The 19484-nt window shown below is 64.3% G+C and carries 16 protein-coding genes and 1 pseudogene; 16 read left to right on the forward strand and 1 reads right to left on the reverse strand.

All coding sequences use genetic code 11. The features are described from left to right. Positions 1–448: 448 nt before the first annotated feature. The 6 genes and pseudogenes from guaB (at position 449) to AC1P6P_RS10580 (ending at position 8629) form a co-directional block, all read left to right on the forward strand. Entirely contained in the window at positions 449–1927 is a 1479-nt protein-coding gene (gene guaB, locus AC1P6P_RS10555; protein ID WP_481402400.1) for an IMP dehydrogenase, read from the forward strand. After that, a complete protein-coding gene (locus tag AC1P6P_RS10560; protein WP_481402401.1) occupies positions 1928–3121 on the forward strand; it encodes an RsmB/NOP family class I SAM-dependent RNA methyltransferase in 1194 nt (397 codons plus the stop codon). It abuts the gene before it with no gap. Positions 3122–3300: 179 nt separating this feature from the next. Continuing rightward, the gene (gene guaA, locus AC1P6P_RS10565) at positions 3301–4845 is read left to right on the forward strand and encodes a glutamine-hydrolyzing GMP synthase (RefSeq protein ID WP_481402402.1); all 1545 of its coding nucleotides are present in this window, start codon (positions 3301–3303) and stop codon (positions 4843–4845) included. Between the two features lie 28 nt (positions 4846–4873). Next, a complete protein-coding gene (locus AC1P6P_RS10570; protein ID WP_481402403.1) occupies positions 4874–6502 on the forward strand; it encodes an ABC-F family ATP-binding cassette domain-containing protein in 1629 nt (542 codons plus the stop codon). Between the two features lie 120 nt (positions 6503–6622). Further along, positions 6623–7207: pseudogene (locus tag AC1P6P_RS10575) on the forward strand (hypothetical protein). A 75-nt stretch (positions 7208–7282) separates the two neighbouring features. Continuing rightward, entirely contained in the window at positions 7283–8629 is a 1347-nt protein-coding gene (locus tag AC1P6P_RS10580; RefSeq protein ID WP_481402404.1) for an L-serine ammonia-lyase, read from the forward strand. On the opposite strand, the gene AC1P6P_RS10585 is transcribed toward AC1P6P_RS10580, so the two are convergent. Further along, on the reverse strand, positions 8626–9327 hold the full coding sequence (locus AC1P6P_RS10585; RefSeq protein WP_481402405.1) for a glutathione S-transferase: 702 nt from the start codon (positions 9325–9327) through the stop codon (positions 8626–8628). The genes AC1P6P_RS10580 and AC1P6P_RS10585 overlap by 4 nt on opposite strands. 110 nt (positions 9328–9437) lie before the next feature. Between AC1P6P_RS10585 and AC1P6P_RS10590 the strand changes: the two genes are divergently transcribed. The 10 genes from AC1P6P_RS10590 to AC1P6P_RS10635 form a co-directional block, all read left to right on the forward strand. Continuing rightward, entirely contained in the window at positions 9438–10019 is a 582-nt protein-coding gene (locus AC1P6P_RS10590; protein WP_481402406.1) for a hypothetical protein, read from the forward strand. Positions 10020–10067: 48 nt separating this feature from the next. After that, positions 10068–11966, forward strand: coding sequence for a CocE/NonD family hydrolase (locus AC1P6P_RS10595; RefSeq protein WP_481402407.1), 1899 nt, complete (start codon positions 10068–10070; stop codon positions 11964–11966). 144 nt (positions 11967–12110) lie between these two features. After that, on the forward strand, positions 12111–12461 hold the full coding sequence (locus tag AC1P6P_RS10600; protein WP_481402408.1) for an arsenate reductase: 351 nt from the start codon (positions 12111–12113) through the stop codon (positions 12459–12461). A 51-nt stretch (positions 12462–12512) separates the two neighbouring features. Beyond that, complete coding sequence (locus AC1P6P_RS10605) at positions 12513–12881, forward strand: DUF1428 domain-containing protein (protein ID WP_481402415.1); 369 nt, start codon at positions 12513–12515, stop codon at positions 12879–12881. 350 nt (positions 12882–13231) lie between these two features. Continuing rightward, a complete protein-coding gene (locus tag AC1P6P_RS10610; protein WP_481402409.1) occupies positions 13232–14152 on the forward strand; it encodes a hypothetical protein in 921 nt (306 codons plus the stop codon). Positions 14153–14656: 504 nt separating this feature from the next. Beyond that, positions 14657–15202: a hypothetical protein gene (locus tag AC1P6P_RS10615; RefSeq protein ID WP_481402410.1), complete on the forward strand. Its 546-nt coding sequence runs from the start codon at positions 14657–14659 to the stop codon at positions 15200–15202. 315 nt (positions 15203–15517) lie between these two features. Then, the gene (locus tag AC1P6P_RS10620; RefSeq protein ID WP_481402411.1) at positions 15518–16948 is read left to right on the forward strand and encodes a replicative DNA helicase; all 1431 of its coding nucleotides are present in this window, start codon (positions 15518–15520) and stop codon (positions 16946–16948) included. A 168-nt stretch (positions 16949–17116) separates the two neighbouring features. Next, positions 17117–17719: a hypothetical protein gene (locus tag AC1P6P_RS10625; protein ID WP_481402412.1), complete on the forward strand. Its 603-nt coding sequence runs from the start codon at positions 17117–17119 to the stop codon at positions 17717–17719. A 62-nt stretch (positions 17720–17781) separates the two neighbouring features. Next, complete coding sequence (gene alr / locus AC1P6P_RS10630; RefSeq protein WP_481402413.1) at positions 17782–18903, forward strand: alanine racemase; 1122 nt, start codon at positions 17782–17784, stop codon at positions 18901–18903. Beyond that, positions 18900–19484, forward strand: a 585-nt coding sequence (locus AC1P6P_RS10635) for an MlaE family ABC transporter permease (RefSeq protein ID WP_481402414.1), incomplete at its 3' end; no start/stop codon positions are given. The genes alr and AC1P6P_RS10635, both read left to right, overlap by 4 nt.

The raw sequence follows: 19484 nt of genomic DNA on the forward strand, positions 1-19484 counted from the left end.
CTAAGGCTTCGTCTTCAGGCCGACGGTCGCGGTCAGGATCAGCGGGATCGCGACCACCAGGGACCACGGTCCGGCAATCCAATACGCAAGGCCCGACCACAAGAACAACGCGAACATGCTTCACTCCGTCCCTCACGCTACGGCAGGGCGGGCTAACGGGCGGTTGTTAAAGCCGGTTAACGAATCGTGAGAAGCGCTTGCAAGATTTGCCGAGCTGCGACCTCTGCTCAACGCTTTGTGGAATTGGTCCGCTCTACCACCAGATAAAGTGGTGCCTGCGACCCGCGCTAGCTTGCGCCGCGGCCGACTCGCTGGTACAGGCTCAGCGCTTCAGAGATTGGTCGCTCGACCGCCGGGGAACGCCGTGTTCGCCGCCGGTTTCGCACAATCTGGTCGGGCGCGCAGCCCGCCGCAAGCGCGCCCCGTAAACACAAGAGGAGTGCGCGCCATGCCCGACATTCGTGAAGCCCTTACCTTCGACGATGTGTTGCTGGTTCCCGCCGCCTCCGAGGTGCTGCCGGCCCAGGTCGACACCCGCACCCGCCTCACCAAGACGGTCGAGCTTGGCATTCCGCTGCTCTCCGCGGCGATGGACACCGTCACCGAGGCGCCGCTCGCCATCGCCATGGCCCAGTCGGGCGGTATGGGTGTGGTGCACAAGAACCTCTCAATCGAGGAGCAGGCCGAGCACGTCCGCCGGGTCAAGCGCTACGAAAGCGGTATGGTGGTGAATCCGGTGACGATCGGTCCGGAGGCGACCCTCGCCGATGCACTGCAGCTGATGCAGAAGCACAATATCTCCGGCGTGCCGGTGGTGGTGGGTGCGGCTTTGGGCCAGCCGGGCAAGCTGGTCGGCATTCTCACCCATCGCGACGTGCGCTTCGCCATCGATCCGACCCAGACGGTGTCGGAGCTGATGACCAAGGATAATCTGTGCACGGTCACTGCCGGCGTCTCGATGGGCCGCGCCCGCAAACTGCTGCACGAGCGCCGCATCGAGAAATTGCTGGTGGTCGACGAGGATTACCGCTGCACCGGCCTCATCACGGTGAAAGACATCGAGAAGGCGCAGAAATTCCCCAACGCCTGCAAGGATGAGCGCGGGCGCCTGCGGGTGGCGGCGGCGACCTCCACCGGCGAAGACGGCATCCGCCGCGCCATGGCGCTGATCGAGGCCGAGGTCGACGTGGTAGTGGTCGATACCGCCCACGGCCATTCCAAGGGCGTTCTGGAAACCATCGCGGCAATCAAGAAATACTCGAATTATACCCAGGTTCTCGGCGGCAATGTCGCCACCGCCGACGGCGCCAAGGCGCTGACCGATGCCGGTGCGGATGCCGTGAAGGTCGGCATCGGCCCGGGCTCGATCTGCACCACGCGCATCGTGGCCGGCGTCGGCGTGCCCCAGCTCACCGCGATCATGGATGCGGTGGAAGAAGCCGGCAAGCAAGGCATTCCGGTGGTCGCCGACGGCGGCATCAAATTCTCCGGCGATCTCGCCAAGGCGATTGCCGCCGGTGCCTCGGTGGCGATGGTCGGCTCGCTGCTGGCGGGCACCGAGGAAGCGCCCGGCGACGTGTTCCTGTTCCAGGGCCGCTCCTACAAGGGCTATCGCGGCATGGGCAGCCTTGGTGCGATGGCGCGCGGCTCGGCCGATCGCTATTTTCAGGCCGAGGTTAAGGACAATCTGAAGCTGGTGCCGGAAGGCGTGGAGGGCCAGGTGCCGTACAAGGGCCCGGTCGCAGGCGTCATCCATCAAATCATCGGCGGCTTGCGCGCGGCGATGGGTTACACCGGCTGCCCCACCGTCGAGGACTTCCACAAGAACGCCAAGTTCGTGCGCATCACCGGCGCCGGCCTCTCCGAAAGCCACGTCCACAACGTCACCGTCACGCGCGAAAGCCCGAACTATCCTGGAGTGCACTAATTGACACCTGCCGCGCGCCTGCAGGCCGCCATCGAAGTCCTCACGGCGCTGGAACAGACGCCGGCACCCGCGGACCGCGTATTGCGTGATTTCTTCCGGGCGCGGCGCTATGCCGGCTCCAAGGATCGCGCCGCCGTGGCGAACCGCGTCTTCGATTGCCTGCGCCACGCCTATTCCTATGCTTGGCGCATGCACAGCCCGTGGCCGCGCCGTCTGGTGATCGCTTCGGTTCTCGCCGAGGGTGCCGATCCCGCCACCTTCTTCACCGGCGAGGCCTATGCCCCCGCCGCGCTCGACGCCGGCGAACGCCAGGCGCTGGACACCCCGCGCGAAGATCCGCCGCTCAATGTCCACGGCGAATATCCGCCGTGGCTTGAAGGCGATCTCGAACAGGCATTCGGCGAAACCCTCGTCGCCGAAATGGCCGCGATGCAAACCCGTGCGCCGGTCGACATTCGCGTCAACACCCTGAAGACGACGCGCGAAAACCTCATCGACGCGCTGGCTGCGGAAGGCTTCGATGCCAGGCCGACGCCGCACGCCGCCACCGCCTTGCGTCTCGACGGCACCACGACCGCAAAGCTCTCGGCGTCGCCGTTGTTCACTACCGGTCAGTTCGAATTCCAGGATGAGGCCGCCCAGTTCGCCGCCGCGTTGTGCGAAGTTCATCCCGGCGCCCGCGTGCTCGATTACGCCGCCGGGGCCGGTGGCAAGGCGCTGGCACTGGCGGTGGCGATGGCCAACAAGGGCGAGATCGTTGCCCACGACATCGATTCCGGGCGTCTCGCGATGATCGGCCCGCGCGCCACCCGCGCCGGCATCACCATTATCAAGACGACAACCAGCCTGCCGCCGCGCCTGTTCGATCTCGTCCTCCTCGATGCACCATGCTCCGGCACCGGGACGTGGCGGCGCCAGCCGGAATTGCGCGTCCGCCTCAAGCCCGAGCGCCTCGCCGACCTGATCGCCTTGCAAGCCGATTTGCTGGTGAAGGCCGCCGCGTTCGTGAGGCCCGGCGGACGGCTGGTCTACGCGACGTGCTCGGTGCTGCCGTCTGAAAACGACGCCCAGATTGCCGCGTTTCTGGGCACCCATCCCGCGTTCACCGCCGATCCCGCCACGTTCTTCCGCGCCTCGCCACTGCGCACCGGGACCGACGGGTTCTTCACAGCCGTATTGCAAAGGGAAGGGTGAACCGTGTTGGCATGTCCTCCCACCCATGTTGGGATTGCACGCGGAGACGCGGCGGCGCGGAGCGATATCGCGTTTGATGCGCGGTGTCGGCTGATGTCGAGGAGCCGAGGCGGTTACGTTTGGCACATCCGCTCCGCGTCTCCGCGTGAAAATGTTTTTTGTCTGATAAGGAAAGCAAGATGACCGCTCCCGTTCTCGTGCTCGACTTCGGCTCCCAGGTCACCCAGTTGATCGCTCGTCGCGTGCGCGAGATCGGCGTCTATTGCGAGATCGTGCCGTTCAACAAGGCCGAGGCCGCGCTGGCCGAGAAGCCGCAGGCGATCATCCTCTCCGGCGGCCCGATGAGCGTGCACGAACAGGGCAGCCCGCGAGCGCCCGAAAGTGTGTTCACGGCGGGTGTGCCGGTGCTCGGCATCTGCTACGGCGAGATGACGATGTGCGCCCAGCTTGGTGGCCGGGTGGAAAGTGGCCACGCCCGCGAGTTCGGCCGCGCCGACATCGTGATCCGCGCCGGTTCGCCCTTGCTCGACGGTCTCGGTGATGCCCACAGCCGTGAGCCGGTGTGGATGAGTCACGGCGACAAGATCGTCTCCATTCCGCCGGCCTTCACGGTGGTCGCCACCTCGGAGAATTCGCCATTCGCCGTCATCGCCGATGAAGCGCGGAAGTTTTATGGCGTCCAGTTCCATCCCGAAGTCGCCCACACCCCGCGCGGAATCGAGATTTTGCGCAACTTCGTCGTCGGCATCGCCGGCGTCACACCGGATTGGAACATGCGCGCCTTCAAGGAGCAGGCGATTGCCCGCATCCGCGCCCAGGTCGGCAAGGGCAAAGTGATCTGCGGCTTGTCGGGCGGCGTCGATTCCTCGGTCGCGGCGGTTCTCATTCACGAGGCCATCGGCGATCAGCTCACTTGCATCTATGTCGACACCGGCCTGATGCGCGCCGGCGAGAGCGAAGAAGTGGTGAGCCTGTTCCGCGGCCACTACAACATCCCGCTCTTGCACGCCGACGCCTCCAACATGTTCCTCGAACAGCTTGAGAGCGTTTCCGATCCCGAGAAGAAGCGGAAAATCATCGGCAAGGCGTTCATCGACGTGTTCGATTACGAAGCCGCGAAGGTCGGCGGCGCCGAGTTCCTCGCCCAGGGCACGCTCTATCCCGACGTGATCGAATCCACCTCGGCGACCGGCGGTCCGTCGGCAACGATCAAGAGCCATCACAACGTCGGCGGCCTGCCGGCACATATGAAGATGAAGCTGGTCGAGCCGTTGCGCGAGCTGTTCAAGGACGAGGTGCGCGCGCTCGGCCGCGAGCTTGGCCTGCCCGAAGCCTTCGTCGGCCGCCATCCCTTCCCCGGGCCGGGCCTCGCCATCCGCGTACCCGGCGAAATCAGCCGCGACAAGCTCGAAATCCTGCGCAAGGCCGACACCATCTATCTCGAAGAAATCCGCAGCGCCGGTCTCTATAATGAAATCTGGCAGGCGTTTGCGGTGCTGCTGCCGGTAAAGACCGTCGGCGTGATGGGCGACGACCGCACCTACGATTACGTCTGCGCCCTTCGCGCGGTGACGTCATCCGACGGTATGACCGCCGACTTTTATCCGTTTACGCACGATTTCCTCGCCCGCGTCTCGACCCGCATCGTCAACGAGGTCAAGGGCATCAATCGCGTCTGCTACGACATCACGTCGAAGCCGCCCGGAACCATCGAGTGGGAATGATGAGCCTCTACGCGTTAGTGCAGTCCTTATGATTCGTCTCGACAACGTCAGTAAGCAGAACGGCCATCAGATCCTGTTCATCGAAGCATCGATGGGCATCCAGAAGGGGGAGAAGGTAGGTCTCGTCGGTCCCAACGGCGCCGGCAAGACCACGGTTTTCCGCCTGATCGCGGGCGAGAACCTGCCCGACGACGGCCAGGTGGCAATCGATTCCGGCATGACCATCGGCTATTTCAGCCAGGATGTCGGCGAGATGTCGGGCCAGAGCGCGGTGGCGGCGGTGATGGATGGCGTCGGCCCGGTGAGCGAACTCGCCGCCGAAATGGCGCGCCTCGAAGCGGCAATGGTCGATCCCGATCAGCTCGACAATATGGAAACGCTCGTCGAGCGATACGGCGATGTGCAAGCCGAGTTCGAAAAGCTCGACGGCTATGCCTTGGAAGCCCGCGCCCGCGAGGTCCTAGCCGGGCTCAGCTTCAGCCAGGAGCGCATGGACGGCGACGTCGGCATGCTCTCCGGCGGGTGGAAGATGCGCGTCGCGCTCGCCCGTATCCTGCTGTTGCGGCCCGATGGCATGCTGCTCGACGAGCCGAGCAACCATCTCGATCTCGAAAGCTTGATCTGGCTGGAGGATTTCCTCAAGCGCTATGACGGCGCGCTGTTGATGACCTCGCACGACCGCGCCTTCATGAACCGGATCGTCGGCAAGATCGTCGAGATCGACGGCGGCGCCTTCACCACCTATTCCGGCAATTACGATTTCTACGAGCAGCAGCGCGCTCTCAGCGAAGAGCAGCGCCAGGCCCAGTTCGAACGCCAGCAGGCGATGCTCGCCAAGGAGATCAAGTTCATCGAGCGCTTCAAGGCGCGCGCCTCGCATGCAGCGCAGGTCCAGAGCCGCGTCAAGAAGCTCGACAAGATCGAAAAGGTGGAACCGCCGCGGCGCCGCCAGTCGGTGCAGTTCGAATTCCGCAGCCCGGCGCGTTCGGGCGATGACGTGGCGAGCTTCAAGGGCGTGCACAAGGCCTATGGCCGCCACGCGATCTATTCGGGCCTCGATTTCCAGGTGCGCCGCCGCGAGCGTTGGTGCGTGTTGGGTGCCAACGGCGCGGGCAAGTCGACGCTGCTGAAACTGGCGGCGGGCGCGATCACGCCGGATCAGGGTTCGGTGACGATCGGCAGCGCCGTCAAGATGGGTTATTTCGCCCAGCACGCCATGGATCTTCTCGATGGCGAGCACACGATTTTCGAATCCCTTGAAGAGTCGTTCCCGACCGCGGGGCAGGGCGTGTTGCGCACGCTGGCGGGATGCTTCGGCTTTTCCGGCGACGATATCGAGAAACCTTGCCGCGTGCTGTCGGGCGGCGAGAAGGCGCGTCTGGTGATGGCCAAGATGCTCTATGATCCGCCGAACTTCCTGGTTCTCGACGAACCGACCAACCATCTCGACATGGCGACCAAGGAAATGCTGGTCGGCGCGCTGGCGGACTTCGAAGGCACCATGCTGTTCGTTTCGCACGACCGCCACTTCCTGGCGGCGCTGTCCAATCGCGTGCTGGAACTCACGCCCGAGGGCGTGCACCAGTATGGCGGCGGCTACACCGAATACGTCGCCCGCACCGGCCAGGAAGCGCCGGGCCTGCACCCCGGCGATTAGTGCGGGCGACGAACGGTCACGTTACCGGTCGGATGCCGACGTCGCGTTGGAGGACAGGATGGTGGCAGCGGAACGCGGCATAGTTGGCCGGACGCATAGCCGTTCGTCGCGGGTCCTTCGATGCGCAAGTCGACGATTGAATCGCAGAATGCCTATCTCCTCAAGCAGCAGCGCGATTTTCGCGCCGCCGCCGATATCGTGACCGACGCGTGGTCGGCCTTTCCGGAAGTGGCGGCCATTGGGGTGATCGGATCGGTCGCCAAGCCGTTGTGGAAAGAGATTCCGCGGTTTCGCGAATTCCGCCGTGCCGGCATCGAAGTTTGGCATGAATGCCACGACCTCGATTTGGCGGTGTGGCTTGATCGTCTCGACCGGCTTGCCGATCTTCGTCGGACGGCAGCGGTCACCATGCGTCGCGCCTATGAAGCGGGCACCGCGCCCGGTGTTGCGGATCAGCAGTTCGACGTGTTTTTGTTCGAGCCGGGCAGCGATCGCTATCTCGGCCGTCTGTGCCACTAAAATACGTGCCCCAAAGGCAAGCCAAAATGCCTGGTCCCAGGCTGCGGTATGCCGGCGTTCAACCAGCGGGTCGCAGAGTTTGAACCTGACGCCGACATTCTCGTTCCGGCGCGGGATGCGATGTTGTACCGGCGCGGCGAAGGCCGGTTGCGTTCCGCCCTTGATTTGCCTGCGTCCCCGCCATAGCTGCATCGGCGTTCGTCCGCTATCGGCCCGGCTGCCGATTTGGTATGCCAGTTGCGCATTGACGAAGTCGCATCCATGAGCCTCAGTGTCGTTGATCTGTTTACCCTCGGGATCGGGCCTTCGAGTTCCCATACCGTCGGGCCGATGCGCGCGGCGCATGCCTTTGCGCAACTCGCGCTGGCAGAAGCAACACCGATCGCGCTCCGGTGCGAGCTGTTCGGCTCGCTGGCGCTGACCGGCCGCGGGCATGGCACCGATGCGGCGATTGTGCTCGGCCTTGGCGGTTGGCTGCCCGAAACGGTGGAGCCCGACGACATCGCTGGGCTCGTCGCGGCCGTCGCCGAGACCGGCAGCATCATGCTGGCGGACCGCGCCGCGGTGCCGTTCCGCGCCGCGACCGGCATCGTCTTCCGCAGCGAGTTTCTTGCCGAGCACGCCAACGCGATGCGTTTTACCGCGACCTATGGCGACGGCCCGACGCTGACCAAGACCTATCTTTCGATCGGTGGCGGCGCGATTTGTGCCCAAGGCGAGGCGCCGCTGCGCACCAATGTCGCCGTGGCGTATCCATTCCAATCGTCCGCCGAATTGCTGGCCGCCGGTCGCAACGCCAACCTCTCGATCTCCGACATCATGTGGGCCAACGAGGAGGCGTGGCGATCGCGCGCTGAAACCGAAGCCTTCATCGACAGCGTGCGCGAGGCGATGATCAAATGCGTCGCGCGCGGCTGTCGCACCGATGGCATCTTGCCCGGCGGGCTCAACGTTCAGCGTCGCGCCAAGAAACTGCACGAGAAGCTGCTGGAGCGGGGCCCGCGCAGCGATCCCTCGCTGGTGTTCGAGTGGGTCAGCCTCTACGCGCTCGCCGTCAACGAAGAGAACGCGGCCGGCGGCCGGGTCGTCACCGCGCCCACCAACGGCGCCGCCGGTGTGCTGCCGGCCGTGCTGAAATACTACGAGGTGTTCGTCCCCACCGCGACGCGCGAAGGCGCCCGCACGTTCCTGATGACGGCGTCGGCAATCGGCTTTCTCTACAAACTGCGCGCCTCCATTTCCGGCGCCGAGATGGGTTGCCAGGGCGAGGTCGGCGTCGCCTGCTCGATGGCGGCGGCGGGTTTGGTCGCGGCACTCGGCGGCAGCAACGGACAAATTGAAAACGCCGCCGAGATCGGCATGGAACACAATCTCGGCCTCACCTGTGATCCGATCAAAGGCCTGGTGCAGATCCCCTGCATCGAGCGCAACACCATGGGCGCGGTCAAAGCGATCAACGCCGCGTATCTGGCGCTGCAAGGCGACGGCCGCCACGTCGTTTCGCTCGATGCGGTGATCGAAACCATGCGTCAGACCGGCCTCGACATGCGTACCAAATACAAAGAAACCGCCCTCGGCGGCCTCGCCGTCAACGTGGTCGAGTGCTAGCCGCCCAGCACCTTCCGCAGCGAGGCTTCGATCTGGCCGCCGCAATAGGCATCGCCGTAGTCTTCGCGCGCTTTGGCGGCGAGGCGGGCCAGAGGCGGCAGGGCGCTGACGCGTCGTGCCAGGGCTGCGGTCAGCGGCGCAGTGTCGTCGAGCATCGCCGCAATCGCCGCGAAGCGGTCGGTCATGGTCGACCACAGCGTCGCGGTGACGACGTCGGCGATGCCCGGCTTGTCGCCGCCGAGCAGGAATCCGCTATCCGCCTTCAACCCATGGCCGCGGCCGGTTTCCTCCCACAGCGCCATCCATTTTTTCAGCCGCGGAACGAAGGCGTGCCAACGCTTCCCGGTCCACATCTCGCGACCGCCGTCGAGGGTCATCTCGTCGATCACGTCATTGGCATCGGCGACGATCTTCAGGGTCATCGCGCGTAGTGCCGCGGTGGTGGGCAGAAGGTCGAGCGTCTCGCCGAGATACAGCACGATCGCCGGCATTTCCGCGATGGCAACGCCGGCCGTTTTGTCGACCAGCAGCGGCGGCCCCATGAAGGGAACCGGCATGTCGCTGACCGCGCCTTGCATCAACGCCGAAATCGCGTCGTCGCCGGCTTCGCTCCAGGATTTGCCGGCAAACGCCAGCACCGCGCGCACGAACTGGCCGCGAAACGGCACCGACCAGTAATAGAGTTCATAATTGGACATGACACCTCTCTGCGAAACAACGCCGCCGAGGGCCTGAAGTTCTTTCTGCCCTCTTGCCTTCAAGTTCCTCATTTGTTCTAGTGCGGCCGCGGGCCAATCGGCGAGTCTTTGTGTCATCTCAAGCAGCGTTCGATTTTTGTCAGCGTCCGGTGCGGGTGAAAAAGCCGGAGCGGTTGGTCTTCGCGTTGCTGCCCGATGACGCCGGCGCGTTTGTCGCGACCGAATGTTTCGAGCGCTTCCGCATCGCCAATGACTGGGAGGGGATGCGGCTGAAACCGGTGGTGGTGCTGCAATCGCTGGCGGAAACCAGCGAGGCGGTGCTGTTTGCGGCCAAGCTGGCGGGGCAGGCGGTGCCGGCGGCGGGGCTCAAGCTGGCGTTCGATGCCATCGCCACCCTGCCGCCGCACCTTCTGGCGTTGACCAGCCGCGACCCGCTGCTGGCCACCATTCATGCCGATCTCGACGCCGCGATCCGGCGCAACGGTCTGGCTGCGGCCGAAAGCATGCCGTTTCTGGCGCTGGGCGAGGGCAGCGTCCGGGTTCCGCCCGCAGCGGTCAAACCGGTGAAAATCCGCGTCACCGGCCTCGCCCTGCTGCGCGGCGAGGTGGGGGCGTTCCAGGTTTTGCGTCGCTGGCCGCTGCATCGCGCGCCGCCCGCGCAAACCGCGACCAATCGCAACCTGCCGGGGTGATGGCGCCGGGGCTAGGCTTCGCTGCCGCCGCTTGCTGCCGGAGTTTTCATGCGCCGCTTCGCCGTTCTCGCTCTCGCCGTCGTTGTCGCCGCGGCGCCGTCGTTCGCCAAATCCCATCGCGTGCGTCTGGCGCAGGTGTCGCCCGACATGGTGCAGACCGGCTCCGACATCACCGGCACTTTCGTGCCGCCGCGGCCCGGCTTCGATTACGACAAGCGCGTGGTGATGATCGCGATGCGCGACGGCGTCAAGCTGAACACTGTCATCCTGATCCCGAAGGGCGCCCACGATCTGCCGATCCTGCTCGAGCGCACGCCCTATAACGCCGCGGGATTTGTCGACGACAAGCCGCATATGCGCGATGCGGCGCGCATCGGCCAGCGCGAGTGGGTCGATGACGGCTACATCATCGTCTACCAGGACATTCGCGGCAAGCACGGCTCCGAAGGCGCCTATGTGATGACGCGCCCGCCGATGGGCCCGCTCAATCCGAGCCGCACCGACGACACCACCGATGCCTGGGACACCATCGACTGGCTGGTGAAAAACCTCAAACAGTCGAACGGCCGCGTCGGCATGATCGGTTCGTCCTATGACGGCTGGACGGTGGCGATGGCGCTGCTCGCTCCGCATCCCGCGTTGAAGGCCGCGGTGCCGGAAAGTCCGATGATCGATGGCTGGATGGGCGACGACTGGTTCCATAACGGCGCCTTCCGCCAGAACAGTCTCGACTATTACCTCGGCCAGACCACCAAGCGCGGCCGCGGCGAAACCATTCCGCGCGACGGCAGCGACGATTATCTCGCCTTCCTCGCGGCCGGCAGCGCCGGCGCCTATGCCGAATTGTATGGCTTCAAACAATTGCCATGGTGGAACCGCGTCGCCGGCCATCCCGCTTATGATGCGTTCTGGCAGGGTCAGGCGCTCGACCGCCTCGTCGCGGCGCATCCTTCCAACGTGCCGACGATCTGGCTGCAGGGCTTGTGGGACCAGGAGGACATGTACGGCGCGCTCACCACCTGGGAGGCGCTGAAGCGGTCCGGCCACGGCGCCAACAATCACCTCGTCATGGGGCCATGGTATCACAGTCAGGTCAACCGCAGCGCCGAAACGCTGGGGCCCTTGCACTGGAACGGCGACACCGCCGCCGATTTCCGCAAAAATGTGCTGCTGCCGTTCTTCAACGCCTATTTGAAGGATCGCGCCGCGCCGCCGCTGCCCGAGGCGATGATCTTCAACGCCAGCGAAAGGCGCTGGGACTCCTTCGCCGATTGGCCGGTCGCCGCCAGACAGGCGCTGACGCCGCTTTATCTTGCGCCCGGTTTCGGTCTCGATTTCACGCGGCCCGCCGCGGGCGAGGATTCCTATGTCTCCGATCCGGCGAAGCCGGTGCCGTTCTTGACCCCGCCGGTCGATTTCGCCGATCACAAGCGCTGGACGACGTGGCTGCTCGACGATCAGCGTGCCGTCGCCACGCGCCCCGATGTGCTGGTCTACGAAACGCCGGTCTTGACCCGCGCCGTGACGGTGCAGGGCGCACCGTTCGCCGACATCTTCCTCAAGACCAGCGGCAGCGATGCCGACGTGGTGGTGAAGATCATCGACGTCTATCCGGCGACCTGTTCCGAGCAGCCGGAGATGGCGGGGTATCAGCTTCCCGTCAGCCTCGATATTTTCCGCGGCCGGTATCGCAAGGGTTTCGACCAGCCGACCGCGTTCACGCCCGGCGAATCCACCGAAATCAAATTCCGCCTGCCGACGATGAACTATGTCTTCAAGCCCGGCCATCGCATCATGGTGCAGATCCAGTCGAGCCTGTTCCCGCTCTACGACCGCAACCCGCAGACCTTCGTGCCCAACATCTTCTTCGCCAAGCCGGGCGACTTCCAGAAGGCGACCATCACGGTGGAACGCGGCGCCAGCGCCGTGTTATTGCCGGTGAAATGAATCCTCGCCCCTTGTGGGAGAGGACGCAAAATCTTGCACTTAGCTGAGCGCACGAGCGGCAATGCGCGACGGGTTCGAAGCTAAGTGCTAGATTTTGCTGGTGAGGGGGATTCTCCTTATCTCCCGCACCAGCAAGGACAGCTCATGCCCATCATCCTCCATGGCATCAAGAATTGCGACACCATGAAGAAGGCCTTTGCCTGGCTTGAGCAGCACGCCATCGCCTACGATTTTCACGATTACAAGAAAGTGCCGCCGACCAAGGCGCAGCTGACGCGATGGTGCCGCGCTGCCGGCTGGGAGAAGGTGCTCAACCGCGCCGGCCCGACCTTCCGCAAGCTGCCCGACGCCGCCAAGGCCGACCTGACGCCGGAAAAAGCGATCGCGCTGATGCTGTCGAACCCTTCCATGATCAAGCGCCCGATCCTCGAAGCCGGCGATGCGCTGGAGGTCGGTTTCAAGCCCGAAACCTACGCCGCCCGGTTCGCAAAATAGCGGCAACCTCCCGGCCCTTCGCGCGTTATCGCCGATTGCCCCAGGGAGAGCCTGATGTATGTCGATGGTTTCGTGATTGCCGTGCCCACTGCCAACAAGGACAAGTTCGTCGCGCAGGCCAACGACATCGATGCCGAATTCCTCAAGCTCGGGGCGGTGCGCGTGGTGGAATGCTGGGGCGATGACGTGCCCGACGGCAAGCAGACCGATTTCAAGCGCGCCGTGCAGGCGACCGGCGACGAGACGGTGGTATTCTCGTGGATCGAATGGCCCGACAAAGCCACGCGCGACGCCGGCATGGCCAAGCTGCACGAGATGATGCAAAGCGATCCCCGTTTCGACCCGAAAAAGAGCCCGCCCTGCTTCGACGGCAAACGCATGATCTTCGCTGGCTTCACGTCGGTGCTGACGCTGGAGTAACGCCTTGGGCCGTGATGCTCAATCGGCGGAAATCCCCGCCGCATAAGGTTAATCGAGTGCGCGTGATGCCTTGCCGATCGCTAATGGGTTGCACATACAAACAGAATCATCTTTGACGCTGGCTTTTGCGGGAATACGATCCTGGCGTAGTGGCGGGGGGATCGTCCATGAGCCCGAGAGATACCTATACGTATTGCGATTACTGCAAGCGCGAGGGCAGTGATTATAAGAACTACAAATGCACTCATTGCGGTGCGATCGGCTGCTACCGCGAGGGCTGTCCCAATCGTAACTGGACCAGCAACGTCTGGGTTGGCGATACTTGTTGGGCATGCGGCCAGCACGATTGCGTGACGCCGCGCGACTCCACGCTGTTGGGCGCCGTCGCTGCCGACACCGCCAAGCGTGATGCCGTGCTTGGTCGAATGCGTGACTATCGTTGTTCTGGGCCGCCGGAGCCGGCGACGCCGCCATCGTTTTTGTACCGGCTCGTGCATCCGTTCCACCGGACTGGCGGGCGGCTGCGCGGCTTCAACATTTCGTCGAATGGCGCGACGGCGGAACGCATCCAAAGCCTGTTGGGTCGTATGGGCTGCAGGGTCGATGCGGTCGACACTTCCGACAACATGGTGGTGATCGAATTCGCCTTTCCCGAGGATGACGGTCTTTGTCTTGCGTTCCTGACCGATCGGCTGCGCGACGGCAGCTATTTTCGCTGCAATATTGCCGCGCGGGTCGGTCTTGAGCTTCCGCCCGATTGGATCAATGAGCTGAATCGATACTCGAAGTTCCTAAAATTCTACAACGTCCAGAACAATTCGCTTTTTGTCGAATTTGCGTTCCAGCTTGTCGATCTGCCCGACAATTCGATCTTTGCCAACCTTGTCATTTTCCACGGCAGCATCATGCGTCTCATTTCAAACGGCTTCGTCTATGAGGGCATGAAGGAGGCCGCGGTTGTTCCGGGCAGCCCGCAGCGGCAGAGCGAGGCCAGCGACACGGCTGTTGCCGATCGGGTGTTGAGCGACCGGCGGGCTCGGGCGGTTATCCGCCGGCGTGGACTGCTGAGCCGGCAAAACTATCCCGGCAAGGGTGGCGCGCCCTGGACGGCGGAGGACGAGGACCATGCCTGGAAAATCGGTGTCGTCCACGCTTATGCCCTCGAGAAATTCAATCCTCCGAGCCAGGCGGCCTATCGCGGCGTTTATTTGAGCGGCTACAAGGAGACGACCGACGATGAAGGGCTGAACAACGAGTATCCGGATTCGTGACGGCGCGCGCCGAAGCTGCCACACTTCGCCGATTAGCTACATCCTTTTCTGCCCCCGCGGGCGAGGCAGTTTTGTCACCGACACAATGGGGACGTGTCCGCGGAGCGGGGGCTTGCACCTCAACGAACGGCACATGAGCGCTCGCATCTCCCCAGACGACGGATTCAGACGTAACCTCCCCCTCGCGGGGGGATCGCGGCGCAATTGGGGTCAGAGTGGATTTTTCCGGCGCCTCCGCACCGTGAATCCGCCGGTTCGCAAAAATCCACTCTGACCCCAATTAGCTTCACGGACATCCCCGCCCGGCTTCGCTACGCCGGACGACCTCTCCCCGCTGAAGAATCGGGGCGAGGGCCGTAGTTAGCGCGCCCCCTCCCTCCAGCCCCCGGTCGGGTCTCCGCCGCAAAGCGGTCCCCTCATTAACCTTACTAAGTATTTTTTCCCACCACCTCTTGAAACGCAGAAATCAGTCCCAATCTTCTCGTTATACGAGAGGAGTCCCCGATGTCTGCAACCGATACTGAAAATCATCCCTGGCCCGAACGTCGGGTCGCCAGGGTCAGGAAGTTGAAGCCGAAGGTGCGGCCGGTGCCCGATTTGCCCGAGGGCGTTTCGGCGGCGGCGTTCAACGAGGCGACGCGCCGGGCGGTGACATGGCAGATGGCGGCGTTGCTCGACGATGGCGTCGGGCTGGCGCGCCGGATGTGCAGCGATCCGGTCTTTTCCGGTCCCGACGAGCGGGTGACCGCCACCCTGACCGCGGCGCGGATCATCAATGCCAACGCCAGCCTCGGCCGCGCGCTCGCCACCCTCACCCAGGTCGAGCAGCGCCGGCGCACCCTGATCGAGCATGTCGAGCCGTCCAAACCTTGGAACGATTCGAATTCGATTGAGGAAGGCAAGATCATTCGCGAGCTGCAGTTCAAGATGTGGCGCTACCTGAAAATGCTCACCGACGAGAGCCTCACACCGGAGCTCAAGGACGCCGACGACAGGGCCGCGGATATCGCCTTGCGGGAGGCGCGCCGTGTGCCCGCTCCCCCGGCGTAGGCGCGGCGGCCAGCCGGGCAACCGCAACGCGCTGAGGCACGGCCGGTTCACGCACCAACGCCGCGCTTTGCGCCGCGCGGTGACGGATTATCTGCGCGCCACCTATACCTTGCTCGATGCGCTCGGGCTGGGCCGGCCGCCGGCCAAGCGGACGACGCTGAGGCAAGGGGCGCGGCGCAGTTATCCCCACAATTCGGCCTCTTTTTTAGCCGCTCCGATTTCCTGTTATCAAAATCCGGCGCCGCGCGAATCACCTTGCGAGGAGGGGCTCCGAAATGCTGATTCGCTCCCCTCGTTAAGATCACCGGACTTGGAATGGAACAGGAAGCCTACCGCCACATACCCTACAACATCGAGGTGGAGCAGGCCCTGCTCGGCGCCATCCTGGTCGACAACCGCGGGCTGGAAGCCGTTTCCGGCCAGCTCAAGGCCGACCATTTTTACGATCCGCTGCATCAGCGCCTGTTCGAAACCATGGTGCAGGCGATCGAAGGGCGGGGCGCCATTGTCACGCCGCTCACCCTGCATGCCGCGCTCAAGTCCGATCCCGGTCTCGCCGAAGTCGGCGGCCACAGCTATCTCGCCGGCCTCGCCCAGGCCGCCCCCGCGCTGCCCAACCTCAAGGAGCTCGCCAAGATCCTCTACGATCTGGCGTTGCGTCGCACCTTGATTCGGGTCGGCGAGGACATCGTGAACACGGCCTATGAGGCGCCGCACGACAAGACGCCTCAGGACCAGATTCAGGATGCCGAAAAGGCGCTGTACCAGGTCAGCGAGAACGCCCGCTATGGCCAGGGCCCGATCGATTTTCACGAAAGTCTCAGCCGCGCCGTGCAGATGGCCGAAAAGGCCCAGCTTCGCGGCGGCAAGATTTCCGGCGTCACCTCCGGCTTCATCGAGGTCGACAAGCTGCTCGGCGGCTTGCAGCCGTCCGACCTGCTGATCGTCGCGGGCCGTCCCGGCATGGGCAAGACGGCGTTTGCGGTCAACATGGCATTCAATGCCGCCCATGCCTACGCCCAGGACGTGGCGGCGGGCGAGCCCGATCCGCGCGGGGCGCCGGTGCTGTTCTTCAGCCTCGAAATGGCGGCGCAGCAGATCAGCGCCCGTGTGCTCGCCGAGCGCGCCGAAATCGAGATGTGGCAGATCCGGACCGGCAAGTTCACCGAGCCGGAGTGGGAAAAGTTCGTACTGACGATGCAGGAACTTTCCACCGTGCCGTTCTACATCGACGATACCGGCGGCATTTCGATGGCTCAGATCGCCGCCCGTTCGCGCCGCCTCAAGAAAGAAAAGAACATCGGCGTCATCATGATCGACTACCTGCAATTGGTGACCCCGTCGCGGCAGGCGGAGAACCGGGTGCAGGAAATCACCGAGATTACCAAGGGCCTGAAGACCCTGGCCAAGGAACTGAACGTGCCGGTGATTGCGTTGTCGCAGTTGTCGCGTGGCGTCGATGCCCGCGACGACAAGCGGCCGGTGCTGTCGGACCTGCGCGAATCCGGCTCGATCGAGCAGGACGCCGACGTCGTGATGTTCGTGTTTCGCGAGGAGTACTATCTGGCGACGCGCCAGCCCGATCCGTCTTCGCCCGATTTCGCCAAGTGGCAGGAAAAGCTCGACCGCGCCACCAACAAGGCGGAAATCCTGGTCGAGAAACACCGCCACGGCGCCACACGCGCGATCGAACTGGTGTTCGAGGCCCGCTTCACCCGGTTCTCGAACCCGGTGCTGGATAGTTAACCGGCGCGGCGTGTCGGCGCACCTGGGGCCACTGTCAACCACGCGAAAGATCATTACGTCCCGGTATATAGTCGCCCGGGTTCGAGGCATGGCATAATGCCGGTTCCCGCTCACAAGGGCAGCAGGCACAGGGTGGCAGACACGACGTTGGTAGGTGAGTCCGCCACCTTGTTGGCAGACCTTCAGGCCCGACTGCGCCTCGCCGAAGAGGTGCGCAAGCGCAATCTGCGACGGCTCTATGCCGGCGTCGCGGTCGCGGTGGTGCACGTCGCGATCATCGTGCTGCTGGTGTTCTCGGAGTGGGTGCCGATCCCGATCGCCCGGATCAAGCAGATCGAGCCGCTGCAGTGGGTGACGTTGCCGTCGATGCACTCTCCCGACGCCAGGCAGACCAAGCCGAAGAGCCCGACCGTCGGCACCGTCGATCCCGATCTGATCCCCCGCATCCTGCATCCCAAGCCGCAGCAGGAAGAGAACAACGCCATCACCGACTACGGCCTCGCCCTCGGCCGCTCGCTCGCCTGCGGCGCCAACAGCTACGAGTGGCTGAACTCGAAGATGCGGGCCGAATGCCGGCGCCAGCCGTGGGATTTCGTCTACGATCGCTACGGCAACATCGTGCTCAACGCCCGCCCGCGCCAGATGCCGGATCAGGAAACGCTGCGGCCGAGCGATGTTCAGGCGCATGAGCGTAATACTGCGCCGGTATGCCCGACCAATGTCGATCCCAACGCGCCGTGCCTGTCCTCGATCTTCGGAGCTCATCGTTGACCGTTTCGCCGCACCCGAGAAGAAGCTTTGACGGCGGACCGGCGGGGCGGCATTGTCCGGCCATGGACCGCGCTGATGACGACAGTGTCACAGGTTTCGATGCGGCGTGCCTGACGGTGCGCACGTCGGCCATCGCTGCGAATTTCCGTACCGCGCAACGCCTTGCCAGCCCCTCGGTGGTTGCCGGCGTGGTCAAGGCGGACGCTTACGGCACCGGCCTCAAGCCCGCCGCCCGGGCGCTCGCCGACGCCGGTTGCGACACCTTCTTCGTGGCACGGCTGGAAGAAGGCATCGCACTGCGCGAACTGGTGCGGCGGGCCCGCATCTTCGTGCTCGACGGCGCCCAGCCCGACATGGTGCCGGCGCTGATCACGCACAATCTTACTCCCGTGCTCAATTCGCGGGCCGAGATCGCCGCCTGGTCGGCCGCGGCGGGTTCGACCAAGACCACGCTCGATGCCGCCGTGCATATCGACACCGGCATGAACCGGCTGGGACTGGCGCCATCCGAACTCAACACCCTCGCCGCCGAACATGGACGGCTTCTCGCCGGGCTTCGCGTCGTGTTGTGGATGAGCCATCTGGCCTGCTCCGACGAGCCCAACAATGCAATGAACGCGGTCCAGCTCGAGCGTTTCAAGACGGCGCTGGCGATCCTGCCGGAAGCTCCTGCGAGCCTTTCCGCATCGGGCGGCATCATGCTCGGCAAGGAATACCTGTTCGACATGGTGCGGCCGGGCGTGGCGCTTTACGGCGGTGCCCCGCATCCCGGCTTCGCCAATCCGTTCCAGCCGGTGGTGCGGTTGACGGCGCAGGTCATGCAGGTGCGCCACGCCGCCAAAGGCGAGACGGTCGGCTATGGCGCCCACTACCGCTTGAAGCGCCCGTCGCTCTTGGCCACCGCCGCGCTCGGCTATGCCGACGGCATTTTCCGCAGCCTGTCGAACAGCGGCTTTGTCGCGCTCAACGGCTTCAAGGCGCCGATCGTCGGCCGCGTCTCGATGGACCTTCTCACCATCGACGTCACCGACGTGCCGGAGCCGGTTGCAGCCGGCGACGACGTCGAACTGATCGGCGACACCATTTCGCTCGATGAGATTGCGACGGCTGCACATACCATCTCCTATGAAATCCTGACCTCGCTTTCGCGCCGCGCCAAGCGCCAGTACGAGGACATGCCATGAACTTTTTCGCTGCCGTAGGCCGGGCCACGCTCGACCTGCTTCAACAAATCGGCCGGCTGTCGATCTTTACGGCCGATGCTGTCACCAGCTTCGTGCGCCCGCCGATCTATTGGTCGCTGGTGTTCAAGCAGATCATGCGCATCGGCTATTACTCGCTGCCGGTGGTGGGCCTGACGGCGTTCTTCACCGGCGGCGTCTTGGCGCTGCAGATCTTTATCGGCGCCTCGCGCTACGGCGCCGAGCAGTTCGTGCCGACGGTGGTGCTGGTCGGCATCCTGCGCGAGCTCGGGCCGGTGATCGCCGGCCTGATGGTGGCGGGGCGCGTCGCCGCCGCGATCGCGGCCGAACTCGGCACCATGCGGGTGACCGAACAGATCGATGCGCTGACGACGCTGGCGACAAGGCCGATCAAATACCTGGTGGTGCCGCGGCTGATGGCGGCGCTGATCTCGATGCCGATCCTGGTCGGGATCGCGGATTCCATCGGCGTGCTCGGCGGCTATGTCGCCTCCACCGAAAGCCTCGGCTTCACCGGCTCGATCTATCTCAACACCACGATGGGCGCGCTCAACGACCACGAC

The sequence above is a fragment of the Rhizomicrobium sp. genome, assembly GCF_056722145.1.

Bases quoted from the DNA above. Each gene is read 5' to 3' on its own strand.
- guaB (WP_481402400.1), top strand. From the start codon at position 449: ATGCCCGACATTCGTGAAGCCCTTACCTTCGACGATGTGTTGCTGGTT.
- guaA (WP_481402402.1), top strand. From the start codon at position 3,301: ATGACCGCTCCCGTTCTCGTGCTCGACTTCGGCTCCCAGGTCACCCAG.
- AC1P6P_RS10570 (WP_481402403.1), top strand. From the start codon at position 4,874: ATGATTCGTCTCGACAACGTCAGTAAGCAGAACGGCCATCAGATCCTG.
- AC1P6P_RS10580 (WP_481402404.1), top strand. From the start codon at position 7,283: ATGAGCCTCAGTGTCGTTGATCTGTTTACCCTCGGGATCGGGCCTTCG.
- AC1P6P_RS10585 (WP_481402405.1), bottom strand. From the start codon at position 9,327: ATGTCCAATTATGAACTCTATTACTGGTCGGTGCCGTTTCGCGGCCAG.
- AC1P6P_RS10595 (WP_481402407.1), top strand. From the start codon at position 10,068: ATGCGCCGCTTCGCCGTTCTCGCTCTCGCCGTCGTTGTCGCCGCGGCG.
- AC1P6P_RS10600 (WP_481402408.1), top strand. From the start codon at position 12,111: ATGCCCATCATCCTCCATGGCATCAAGAATTGCGACACCATGAAGAAG.
- AC1P6P_RS10615 (WP_481402410.1), top strand. From the start codon at position 14,657: ATGTCTGCAACCGATACTGAAAATCATCCCTGGCCCGAACGTCGGGTC.
- AC1P6P_RS10620 (WP_481402411.1), top strand. From the start codon at position 15,518: ATGGAACAGGAAGCCTACCGCCACATACCCTACAACATCGAGGTGGAG.
- alr (WP_481402413.1), top strand. From the start codon at position 17,782: ATGGACCGCGCTGATGACGACAGTGTCACAGGTTTCGATGCGGCGTGC.